The sequence below is a fragment of the Novosphingobium resinovorum genome (assembly GCF_036352595.1).
Taxonomy (GTDB): domain Bacteria; phylum Pseudomonadota; class Alphaproteobacteria; order Sphingomonadales; family Sphingomonadaceae; genus Novosphingobium; species Novosphingobium resinovorum_B.
The window spans coordinates 39,240-50,830 of record NZ_JAZFAX010000011.1; the positions used below are offsets into that span (position 1 = coordinate 39,240).

Sequence of the window (11,591 nt, forward strand, 5' to 3'; positions counted from 1 at the left end):
AACGTGTTTCAGGATCAATTGCGCGATCGCGGCCGATGGCATGCGCCATGACACCGAACGCGCGGTTGGCTGTCTCGGCCTCAGGATGCGCGGCCCGATGGACCCTGAAAAGCGTTCAGGGTGACGGCGGGGCGAACGGTGAGCCTGCATCTTCATGTCCTCCCCCTCAGCGCCAGTTGATGTCATTGGCGACGCGCAGTTCGACGCGGCGGTTGAGCGTGCGGCCTTCGTCGGTCGCATTGTCGCCGATCGGCTGCGTCGCTCCGAAACCGGCGATCGACAGGCGCGAGGCGTCGACGAGGCCGGAGCCCTCGACCGCCTGCGCCACCGACTGTGCCCGCGCCTCGGACAGTTCCTGGTTCGACGGGAACTGCAGCGAACGGATCGCCTGGTCGTCCGTATGCCCCTCGACCTTGATCGGCCCCTTGGTGAGGTTCGCGGCCTCGGCCAGATGGGCGAAAGTATCGCTCCACGATCCCGATGCGTCAGCCTGCGCAGAGGCGAACAGACCCTGGTTGTGCAGGCGGATGACGATCTCGTTGCCTTCGCGCGTCAGTTCGAGGCGGCCCGCCGCCACGTCGGGCCGCAGGATGTCCTGGAACTTCTCGAACAGCGGCGTCGCGGCCTGCGCGGGTGGCGGTGGCGGCGGCGGCACGGCGACAGTGCCGACGGCGCGGTCCACCGCCTCGATCGCGGCATTGCCCCGGCTCGACAAATGCATCAGCAGCGCGGCGAAGACCAGCAGCGCGACGACGCCGATCGCTGCGAGCACCGCCCACAGCGGGATTTGCGAGCCGAAGCGGCCGGAGGCGATCTTCTGCCCGTGCCACTGCGGCGAAATCTCGCCGCTCGGCGCGGCGCGTTGGCGCTGGACCAGTGCGGCAAGGCCGGCGCGGCGCTGGACGAGGATATTCTGCCCGCGCGGATCGAGCGCCGCGCGCCCCTCGAACCCGAGCGACAAACACAGGTACAACAGTTCGATCAGGCGCGGTTCGCTGTTCGGATCGCGCTCCATCTGCTCCGCGAACTGGAACATGCGGTCACCGCCCCGCGCGTCCTTGTGATAGACGACGAGAAGACTCTGCGTGGACCACTGGCTCTGCCCGCCCCACGGGGTCGACATCACCGCATCGTCGAGAAAAGCGCAAAGGATATAGTGCGCCAACTGCACCGACTTGGCCTCCAGCCCCAGCGCGCGGGCGCGCTTGGTGAAGGCGTCGAGTTCGGCGACGGTGGTGCGGCGCAGCGCCTCCAGATCGGGGCCGACCGCCATGGTCTTGATGTGATTGGCGAGCAGGATCAGCCGCCCTGCTGCGGCGACCACCGGCTCGGGACCGTAGAGGTTTGGCTCGCCCGGCGCGAAATCGATGCGCCCGCCGCCTGCCTGCGGCGGAGCGGGAGGCGGCGGGGGCGCTCCCCACTGCGCGGCGCCGCTCGATACCGGCTGGCCCGGAGGGGGAGAAACCGGCACGCCCGGCGCGGCTGGCGGCGAGGGAAAACCCTGCGCCGGCGCAGGGCGCTGCGGCGGGAAACCGGACGGCGGCGGCGTGCCACCTCCCCCGGCGGGCCGGAATACGGTTGCGTCGTCTCCCTCGTCGTCGCCGCTCATTGCTGCTGCCCCCGGATCGCCCACATCTCCAGTTCGAGGGCGGGAATCTCACCCGCGACGTGCAGCGCCACCGCACCCGAGGTCCGCACCGCCTGCCACTGTTCATGCCGCGAATTGATGTTGAAATAGACCGTGTTGGCACGGAACGGGATCTGCCGCGGTTCCGCCGCCATCGGATAGAGGTCCGCCCCCGGCAGGTGCCGGTTGACGAGATCGCGAATATGTTCGGGCGAGCCGATCTTGCTGAGGCGCGGCATGTTGGCCCGCAACTGTTCGCTATCGACGCCCGCGCGCACCGCAAGCACGAACGAGGCGGTCGTGAACAGCGAGCGATCCTCGACCTGGCCGACGTGGATGCCGTAGCCCCGCGCGGTCAGCGGGATCGCCACCGCCGTCTGCTCGAACACCTTGCTCAGCGAACGGCGCAGGTCCGCCATCACCGCGTCGAAGCACAGGCGCGGCTGGCGATGCTGGTAGAGCGGCATGAACGTGGGCCGGTTCGAGGTCTGCGTGAACGTCGAAAGCTCCCCCGCCAGCGCGCAGAGCATGCCGTAGAAGTCCGCCGGGTGAATCGTGGGCAGGGCCGAAAGGTGCTTGAGCAGCGCCTCAGCGCGGTTGGCCACCATCAGCATGAGGAAGTCGGTGATGTCCGCCACCGCCTTGGCGCCCGGCGTCCCCAGACGTCCGGCGATCGCCTCGGCACGCTGGTGCAGCATGCCTTCGAGTTCGGTGATGAAACCCGACAGCACCGGGCTGGCCGTGACCGACACCGAACAGGGAATAAAGCCGGTATCGAGAACTACGGAATCGTCGGTGCGCCTTTCAACGACTTTCGCAATCGGTAAAGTAACGTAGCCTTCGAGCCCCTCGGCCTCGGTACGCAGCGAGAGTTGCAGGCGCCCGACGTTCATCGCCACGCGTGAACTGGCGCCGAAGACGATGTCAGCGGCCTCGAACTCCTCGCCGAGAAAGCGGGTTTCGGCCTGCGCGCTGCGGTCGAGGGCGACATCGGCGATCCCGGCGCGGCTTTCGGGGATGCACAAATGCACCACCTGATCGCGCACGTCGCGCATCACTTCGAGCGGCTTGGGCGCGGCGGCTTGTTCGGGAATGCGGAAAGGCGTGCCGTCCTCGAACACCCCCGAGCAGCGGTTGACGACGATCTTGCCGGTCTTCAGCGGACCCTCGCCGATCTCCAGCTGATGCACGCCATAGCCATGCGCGACCAGCGGACCGACACGCGATTCAAGCTGCGCCCCGGCGAAGCGTTCGAATTGCTGGAAATGCTGCGGCCGCAGGAACATGCCTTCCGACCAGACAGGCTTGTTCTCCCACGTCACAGACCAATCCCCCCCTTGCCCAAGACTTACGCCCCTAAAACGACTCTAACGTGTAGACTTCATGAACTTTTCATAGCCTTCACGGAAGGCCGAACTCATGATTCCATTGGCATTGGACGTCGCATCTTTTCGCAGGTTTTCATAGACGGTTACGTAGAGCGACCAGCGATCGATTCCGCGTTTCCCTAAAAAACCCTTCTTCTGACTTTGCGCCGCCTCGACCAGCTTTTCCATCTCTGCCGGCGCGAGGCGCGAAAAGGCGGTGGTCAGGGCGTTCTGCACGCCTGCCAGCATCGCCATCTGGTGCTTCTTGATGTCTTCGAACGAGGAGCGCACGGCCTCCTCGCCGTCCATGAAGCCGGGTAGCGGCTGGCCGATCACCACCTTGGCGGCGTCGAACGCGGGCAAGTGCTTGAGCGGATTGTTGCGGCCCATCGAAAGCTGCGTGCGCTCGACCCGGAACTCGTCCTTGAAGGTTGCGCGGTCCTGCATGATGTCGGCAAGACCAAGCACGACCTGGCGGTACAGGACACCGAGCCGGTACATCGCATCGGGCGGCAGTTTCATCTCGTCCGGCGTGAAGCCCGCGCCTTCGTAGAAGGCCGCCCACCCTGCCGCATCCGGAGCGGAGGACGCCAGGGTCGAGGGCGGCGACTGGGGTGCCGGAGCGACCGGAGCCGCAGGTGCCTCCCCGAAACCAGCGAAAGGTTCACCGGCAAATGCGTCGCCTGGCCCCGATGGCGCGGCGGCGGGCACGTCGAGCGCGGGAAACGGATCGAATTCCGGGATCGGCTGGCCGTCGCCAACGCCGTTGCCGGGGCTTGCCCAGTCCTCCGGAATACCGACGCTGCCCCCGAACGGCGCGGGATCGGCCATGATCGGGCGCGGCGCGAAAGCCTCGCCGAACGGTGTACCGAAGCCGAAATCGGCCAGCGGTGGCGGCGGCGCCCCGAAATCGATACTCGGCGCCGCCGCAAAACCGGACGGCGGCGGTGCCGGACTGAAACTGCCGCCGGAAAGGAAATCGTGGATGTCACCGCCCGCCAGATCACCAAGAAACGGGTCCGACGGCCCCGCACCCCAGATATCGTCGCCCGCCGTACTGCCACCCAGGGGCAAAGGCGGCGGTGGCGGCGCGGCGAAAGCGGCGCCCATCGCGTCGGCCGGCGTGCTGACGGTAATCACGAAGTCGTTGACGATCAGCCGATCGCCCGGTCGGATCGCCACCGCCTGCCCCGGCACGATGCGCTGCCCCGGCACGTTGAGTGCGACGCCGTTCTTGCTGGTGTCGGTCACGAACAGATCGAGCCCCATCGCCGCGATAGTGCAATGCTCGCGGCTGACGAAACCTTGCTCGTCAGGCAGGATCAGGTCGCAACTCTTCTCGCTGCGGCCGACCTTGATCTGGCCCGCATCGATCTGGCGGCGGTCGAAGAAACTGCCCGGCGGATCGTTCAGCCGAGAGAGAAGCAGGGTCCACATGCGTCTACGCGGTCTTCGCCTCGGCCAGCCTGCCTCGCAACTCCGCCTGAGCCTGGCCGCCGTTGCCGCCCGCCAGGAGCGCGAGACCGATCGCCAGCCAGTCGCCGAAGACATAACGTCCGGCAAGCGCCGTATCCTGTGCCAGCAGCAGCAACGCGATGCGCGCGGCCACCCCCGGCAGATGCGGCGGCGGCGACACCGCCTGCTGCCCCCGCGGCGCAATCGACGGGCCGGACCAGTAGGCCGCCGTCGCCACCCAGGCCGGAGCGAAATCCGGGTCGCAGGCATTGGCGATCTCGCCCGCCTGCTCGGCATCGTTGCCGCTGCCGCCCTGCACCCAGCGTTCGGCCGCGACGACGGCGGCCAGATCCTGCTTGCGCCGTTCCAGATCAGGCAACAGGCGAACCGCGAGACAGGCCCACCAGACCGCCTGCCGGTGCGGCAGGATCAGCGTCAGCACATGCACCGCATCGCGCGACAGACCGGCATCGATCAGCGCAGCGACGAGCTTCTCGGGATGCCCGATCCGCGCGAGCAGCGCCTTGCCTTCCTGTGACAGATCGGCCTTCGCCTCCAGCTCGGAACGCTGGAATCGCAACGGGATGGATATGGGGGGGCTCGACGACATCAGTTGATCTTCACCAGACTGCCCTGAGCCGTCAATATGGCGTCAGCCTTTACTTCAACCATTGCGCCCTTGAGCGAGGCCTGCGCAGTTCCCGTCATGTCGAGCTGGGCATCGGCCTTGATGGTGATCTTGGTGGATTTGATCTCGATCGCGGTCGGGGTCAGCTTGATCGATGAAGCGCCGACCTTTATTTCGATTTCTGTCTGCGATTCCAATAGGTTCTTGTCTGTAACCGTGACCGTGCGGGTCGATTTGACCTCGACCGTCTCCTTGCCGGTGACGGTGCGCTTGCGGTCGCGCTGGACCTCCAGCGTCTGGTCCCGCTTGACCGTTCCCCAATCGTCCTGGTCGATTTCGCGGCGATAATCGCGTCCAGTATAGAGCTTTATCTCTTCCTTCGTTTCCTTGTCGTCGAAGTAGAACTCCTGAATCACGGAGCCGTTCTTCTCGGTCACGGAGCGCCAGCCGGTCTGGGTGACCTTGCTCGCGGGGTCGAAGGGGTAGGCCTGGGACGGGGTATAGACGGTACCTGTGATGATCGGCAGGTCCGGGTTGCCGTAGAGGAAATCGATGATGACGCGCGTGCCGATGCGCGGGAAGAACTGCGCGCCGTGAGTCGCGTGCGCCCACTGCTGCTGCACCGGAAGCCACACGATCTGGTTGAACCCGGCACTCGAATAATCGCGCGCGTTGGAGATGGCGACGGGAATGCGCCATTCCTCGTCCACCTTGATCTCGCCCGCGACGGTCCCTTTCAGGTCGACGACGCCGAGCATCGGGCCAGGCGCCTGCTTCCCGGGATTGTCGACGCGCGGACGCACCGTCTTCGTCGCGTCGATCGCGGTGAAACGGTTCGAATAGTGCCCGGTCGCCGCCTCGCCGAACATCCACGGGTCGTAGGCGGAATGGATTACGCTGGTGAGCACCACACGCTTGGGTGCAAAGCCCGCGCCTTCTCCCTGGATCTCGACGCGCCCCCCGGCCATGAAGCTGCACTCGACCGCGCTGCCCTCGACCAGATCGGCGATCTGCTGGCCGTGCTCGTCGCTCGCCTTCTGGCGGCTGCCGACGTCGCCGGAAACGAGCGCCTCATAGCCGATCGTCTCATATTCGTGGCTGTAGACCGCCCCCCAGCTGTCGCTCGAGGAACTGTCCTTGAGGAACGGTTCGTCCAGCTTGTTGACGTTGAACGAGACGTGCTTGTGCTTGCGCGGCGCCGCCGCATAGTGGCGCTCCAGCGTGCCGATGTCGCCGATGCCGCTGCCGGCCTTGAACTCGACCGGGCCGGCGGCGATGTCGACGTAGTCGGCCGGCTTGCTGGTCACGATCATCTTGTGTCGATAGGCGCCGGCACTGCGATCGTAGACGAAGAAATACATGATGCCGTCCTGCGCCAGCAGACGGGCGAGGAAGTCGATCTCGCTCTCGTCGTAGCGCACGGCATAGCCGCGCTTGGGCGGCGAGGGGCTGACCGACATGGTCTTGACCAGGCCCGTGACGTCGGCGGTCATGCCCTCGAAGATCTCGACGCTGCTCTTGTCCTGCACGAAATGCGTGCCGCAGGCATAGGACAGCGCATGGTAGGCCGGGCGGATCTGCACGAATATGCGCCCGATCTCCTCGCTGACCACGTTGCGCGCGGCATAGATGCGGCCCGCGAAGACGCGCTCCTGGCCATTGCCCGGATAGATGTCGAACTCCGCCAGCTTGCCGATCCAGCTCGTCAGGTCCGGTTCGGCACTGGTTATCAGCTCGATCCGGTAATCGAACGGCTGGGAGATTTCCTCCCGCCCCTCGAAACCGACCAAGGCATAGTCCTCGACCGTCGCATCCGCGAGGACGCGAAGATTGAGCAGGTGTTTGTCCATTTTCGTTCGCCGCACCGGGACCGGGTCTGCGGGACGACCGCCCCTGCGGGGGCCGGCCGTCCACGCAGATCAGGTCAGCCGACCTTGTTCTCGATGAGGCTGTAGATAAGGTGAGTCGGGCTACCGCCCTGCTTGCCGTCACGGCCGGTGAACGACCAGTCGAACTTGGTGAAGTTCAGCGAGAACGATTCCGAAGGCAGATCGCCGCCGCTCGACATGCTGAAGCCCGAGATGATGACTTCCTCGAGTTCCAGCGTGGCATAGGCCACGGCCTCGCCCTTGCTCGCCGCGGTGAACGAGACGGTGCCCTTGCCGACCGACTCGCCCTTGAGCAGCGACTTGAACAGGCCTTCGGAGGCCTTGTCGACCGTCTTGGTGGCGGTGATTTCCGAGACGCTCGGCTCGCTGGTGGTACGGTCACCGCCGCGCGCGTTGCTCACGCCGACGCCAGCGCCCCACTGGAAGCTGCCGAGTTCGATCTGGTCCTCGAAACCCTTGGTGGTCGAGCTGCCCTTGATGCTGTCGATCTTGAGATAAATAGCCACTGCATGCCTCCTTCGACTTGATTATCCATACCCTCGCCGAACCTTCGGCGGGGCTTTTCACACTCAACTGATGGTGAAGGCGTAGTCCGCGCCGTCGCCTGCAGTCACCTCTACCCGGCCCACCGATTGTCCTTCGGCACGCAGTTCGAGCAGTTGTCCCGCGAGGTCGGCGAGAAGCCCGCGCTTCAGTATGTTTTCTATGTTTCGCGCCCCGCTTTCCACCTCGGTGCAACGCGCCACCAGCTTGTCGAGCAGAGCGTCGTCCCAGGTGAATTCCGCACCGTAATTGGCGACGATGCGCTTCTCGATCCGCCTGAGGTTGATGACCACGATCTCCTTGAGGATATCGGGCTCCAGCGGGAAGAAGGGCACGGTCGCGACGCGGCCCAAAAAGGCCGGCTTGAAGTATTCGAGCAGCGCGGGCCGAAGCTCGGCCGCCAGTTCCTCGGGCTCGGGCATCTCGTCCTTGCCCTTGGCGCGGCACAAGTCCTCGATGGTGTCGGTACCCGCGTTCGAGGTCATGATGATGAGGGTGTTCTTGAAGTCGATGTCGCGGCCCTGGCCGTCCTTCATCATGCCCTTGTCGAACACCTGATAGAACACGTCCTGAACGCCGGGATGGGCCTTTTCCATCTCGTCGAGCAGGATCACCGAGTAGGGCTTGCGCCGCACCGCCTCGGTCAGCACGCCGCCCTCGCCGTAACCGACGTAACCGGGCGCGGCACCGACCAGGGTGGAGACTTTGTGCTCCTCCTTGAACTCGCTCATGTTGATCGTGGTGATGTTCTGCTCACCGCCGTAGAGCAGCTCCGCCAGCGCCAGCGCGGTCTCGGTCTTGCCCACGCCCGAGGTGCCGCAGAACATGAAGATGCCGATCGGCTTCCTCGGATCGGCCAGCCCTGCCCGCGCGGTCTTCACCGTATGTGCGATCATGTCGAGCGCGTAGCGCTGCCCCTTGATCCGCGCCGCAAGCTGGTCCGCCACGGTCAGCACCGAGCGAATCTCGTCACCGCCCATCCGGCCCACCGGAATGCCGGTCCAGCCCGACAGCACCGCGGCGACGACATCGCGGTCGACGACGTCGTAGACCATGATCTCCTCGCTGCGCTTGGCAGAGAGTTCGTCCTGCGCCGCCCTGAGGTGGGCACGCGCCTCTGCGACTTTGGCGGAAATGTCCTGTGCGGGTGCCTCGATCAGCGTCGCTTCGCCATCGGACGCGGCGACCGGGGCATCAAGCACCGGCACTTCGACCGCAGCGGCCCGCGCTTCCTCGTTAAGCAGGCCGTCGAAGGCCATGCGCGCCTCCGCGACCTTTTGCACCAGTGCCTTTTCCTCGTTCCAACGGGTGGTCAGGACGTCCGCCTCGGCTTCCAGCTCCGCACGGCGATCGACACAGCCCTGCAGCGCGGCGGCATTGTCCACGCCGCTGCCCTGTTCACGCTTGAGCATCCGCACTTCGGATTCGAGCAGCCCGATCTGGCGCTGCACGTCCTCCAGCGCCGCCGGAGTCGCCGCCTGGCTGATGCCGACGCGCGCGCAGGCGGTGTCGAGCAGCGAGATCGCCTTGTCGGGCAACTGGCGCCCGGTGATGTAGCGGTGCGAGAGGCTGGATGCCGCCTCCAGCGCTTCGCCGAGGATGCGCACGCCGTGGTGCTTCTCCAGCACCGGCACAAGGCCGCGCAGCATGGCGACCGCCAGCGACTCGCTCGGCTCCTCCACCTTCACCACCTGGAAGCGGCGGGTGAGCGCGGGGTCCTTCTCGAAGTACTTCTTGTATTCGGCCCAGGTCGTCGCCGCGATCGTGCGCATCTCGCCGCGCGCGAGGGCGGGCTTGAGCAGGTTCGCCGCGTCGTTCTGGCCTTCCGCGCCGCCCGCGCCGATGAGGGTATGCGCCTCATCGATGAACATGATGATCGGGGTGGCGCTTTTCTTCACCTCCTCAATCACCGATTTCAGGCGGTTCTCGAACTCGCCCTTGATCCCCGCGCCCGCCTGCAGCAGGCCGAGGTCGAGCGAGAGCAGGCGGATGTTCTTCAGTGCCTCGGGCACATCGCCCTGGACGATGCGCAGCGCGAAGCCTTCGACCACCGCCGTCTTGCCGACGCCCGCCTCGCCGGTGAGGATCGGGTTGTTCTGGCGGCGGCGGGTGAGGATATCGACGATCTGGCGGATTTCCGGATCACGCCCGAAGATCGGATCGATCTTGCCGTCCCTGGCCTGCTGCGTCAGGTCGATGCAGAACTTGTCGAGCGACGCCGTGCTGGCCGGACCACCGGGCCGCGGCGCGGCGGAGCCTCCCGATGCCGCCGGGGCAGCCGAAGCCGCCGCCTTCGCTTCCTCGGAGTTGGCGGTGATCTTGTCGAACGCGGTCTTGAGCGTCTCGGCCGGGATCTTCGCGAACTGCGCGCTGATGTCGCGCGCGGTCCCGGTGAATTCATTGCTGAGCAGCAGCGCCAGCAGCAGGTGCCCCGAACGCACCAGCCCCGAGCCGTATTCCAGCGAGCCGACCAGCCAGGCCTCGCGTATCAGCTTGACGAGGTTGGGCGCGATCGCGGGGGTGCGGCCGTTGCCGGTCTTGAAGCCGTCGATCTGCCGATTGATGTCCTGTGCCAGACGGCCCAGGTCCACCTCGAAATGGCTGGCGATCACGGCAAGGTCCGACGTCTGCTTTTCCAGCAGCCGGTTCAGCCAGTGCTCCACCTCCACGTCGTAGTTGGTGCGCGACAGGGCCAGCCCCGCCGCCGCCTCCAGCGACTGCCGGCAGGTGTCGTCGAGTTTCCCGATGAGACTCTTGAGATTCAACTCCACGCCTCTTCCCCCAAAAGCTGCAAGCAGCCCGGCAGTTCGCCCGGCTGCACAATGACCTGCAAAACCCCCGCGTCAATTAACGTTGACTGTTATGTTGCGGCCCGTCGCAATTTGGTTCGGCGAAGAATTCACCGTGCGCGTTGCTGCAGCATGCTTAGTAACCGAAGCGACTGCACTCAACCGGTTTTTCGCACCATTGCAGTCGGATCGATGGGAATTAAGCAATCGTTCGCCACACCCCCGGACCTTTCCGGAGTACCCATCCATGTCGTCCATCCCAGCATTGCCGGTGATTCGGAATCGCCCAGCCGCAATTCGGGAATATCCTGCGTCTCGATCAGCAGCCGCATCGACGGGCGCTGCTCGATCCCTGCAGCAAGTGCGCACAATTGCGTGACCTCGCGCCGGGCCTCGCGGCGGCAGCAGAAGTCTTGCAGTTCATGGTATTTCAGCGGCCCGATCTCGACCACGTAGTGATGCTGCGCGTCCAGTACCGCAGCCCCGATCATCGCCGCCCCGATGCTCGCCGATCCGCCGACCCCCGACCTGGTGCCGGGCGAATCCTCGGGCTGTCCCAGTTGCACGAACTGCGCGCCGAAACCGCCAATGCGGGTCTGTTCGGAAGCGGGCACCGCCATCCACGTCGGCACCGCCTCCACCACGCGCAGCGGCAGGCCGGTCATGACCTGCAACACCGCCTCGACGCTCGCCGCGCTGCGCCGGGTGTCGGACAAATGGGCGACCAGCGTGACCAGCGCATTATCGCGCATGTCGAGTCGATCGCGCGCGCCGTCGTAGCCGATGCCCGCGAGGGTCACGAGCATCTTCTGCACCGGGTCCGAATCGCCCCTCCCGGCGCGCTCGGCCATCAGCGGCCAGGAGTATTTCTCGGCAATGCGCCAGAAGAACGAGAGTGCCCGGTGATCGAAGATCGCAAGGAAATGCCCGAAGGCGAAATCGCGCGCGCGCCGCCGCTGCAGCTGCAGTTCGCTGTAGGGCGGCGGCAGCGCGGGAGTAGCCCCAGCCAGGCCCAGGACATTGGCGAGGATGCGTACCCGCCCGCGCCCTGCCCCGCCGTTCTGGCCCTTCCCGCTGTCGTCCTCCGCTCCCGCGACATCGTTGGCGGGCGCGAACATGCGGTCGGATGCGGCAAAGCGCACCGGCTCGGCTGAGGGCAGATCGTCGCGCCCAAGTTCCGCCGCATTGCCGCCGCGGCGCGCCCAGCCCTGCACGGTGCGCACCGCCTGCACGAACGTCGAGCGACGCAGCCGCTCCAGCATGCCTCCCATGGCGATCATAGCGGGGGACGCC

Annotated in this window: 8 protein-coding genes; all 8 read right to left on the reverse strand. The window is 65.9% G+C overall.

Translation table 11 applies throughout. The annotated features are described in order from the left end of the window. Positions 1-166: 166 nt before the first annotated feature. Positions 167-1,609 (reverse strand): type IVB secretion system protein IcmH/DotU, encoded by a 1,443-nt coding sequence (gene icmH / locus V2S85_RS12325; RefSeq protein WP_330703157.1) that lies wholly within the window; start codon positions 1,607-1,609, stop codon positions 167-169. Next, on the reverse strand, positions 1,606-2,949 hold the full coding sequence (tssK, locus tag V2S85_RS12330) for a type VI secretion system baseplate subunit TssK (RefSeq protein WP_330703158.1): 1,344 nt from the start codon (positions 2,947-2,949) through the stop codon (positions 1,606-1,608). The genes icmH and tssK overlap by 4 nt, the downstream gene beginning before the upstream one ends. A gap of 45 nt (positions 2,950-2,994) precedes the next feature. Next, entirely contained in the window at positions 2,995-4,431 is a 1,437-nt protein-coding gene (gene tagH / locus V2S85_RS12335) for a type VI secretion system-associated FHA domain protein TagH (RefSeq protein ID WP_330703159.1), read from the reverse strand. 4 nt (positions 4,432-4,435) lie between these two features. Beyond that, on the reverse strand, positions 4,436-5,059 hold the full coding sequence (locus V2S85_RS12340) for a DUF6931 family protein (protein WP_330703160.1): 624 nt from the start codon (positions 5,057-5,059) through the stop codon (positions 4,436-4,438). Beyond that, complete coding sequence (locus V2S85_RS12345; protein ID WP_330703161.1) at positions 5,059-6,927, reverse strand: type VI secretion system Vgr family protein; 1,869 nt, start codon at positions 6,925-6,927, stop codon at positions 5,059-5,061. The genes V2S85_RS12340 and V2S85_RS12345 overlap by 1 nt, the downstream gene beginning before the upstream one ends. Positions 6,928-7,001: 74 nt before the next feature. Further along, entirely contained in the window at positions 7,002-7,472 is a 471-nt protein-coding gene (locus V2S85_RS12350) for a type VI secretion system tube protein Hcp (RefSeq protein ID WP_330703162.1), read from the reverse strand. A gap of 63 nt (positions 7,473-7,535) precedes the next feature. After that, the gene (gene tssH, locus V2S85_RS12355; protein ID WP_330703163.1) at positions 7,536-10,280 is read right to left on the reverse strand and encodes a type VI secretion system ATPase TssH; all 2,745 of its coding nucleotides are present in this window, start codon (positions 10,278-10,280) and stop codon (positions 7,536-7,538) included. A gap of 176 nt (positions 10,281-10,456) precedes the next feature. Then, positions 10,457-11,578, reverse strand: coding sequence for a type VI secretion system baseplate subunit TssG (gene tssG / locus V2S85_RS12360; protein ID WP_330703164.1), 1,122 nt, complete (start codon positions 11,576-11,578; stop codon positions 10,457-10,459). Between the last annotated feature and the right edge of the window lie 13 nt (positions 11,579-11,591).

Coding starts and splice junctions, on each gene's coding strand:
- icmH (WP_330703157.1), bottom strand. CDS start 1,609: ATGAGCGGCGACGACGAGGGAGACGACGCAACCGTATTCCGGCCCGCC.
- tagH (WP_330703159.1), bottom strand. CDS start 4,431: ATGTGGACCCTGCTTCTCTCTCGGCTGAACGATCCGCCGGGCAGTTTC.
- tssG (WP_330703164.1), bottom strand. CDS start 11,578: ATGATCGCCATGGGAGGCATGCTGGAGCGGCTGCGTCGCTCGACGTTC.
- V2S85_RS12345 (WP_330703161.1), bottom strand. CDS start 6,927: ATGGACAAACACCTGCTCAATCTTCGCGTCCTCGCGGATGCGACGGTC.
- V2S85_RS12340 (WP_330703160.1), bottom strand. CDS start 5,059: ATGTCGTCGAGCCCCCCCATATCCATCCCGTTGCGATTCCAGCGTTCC.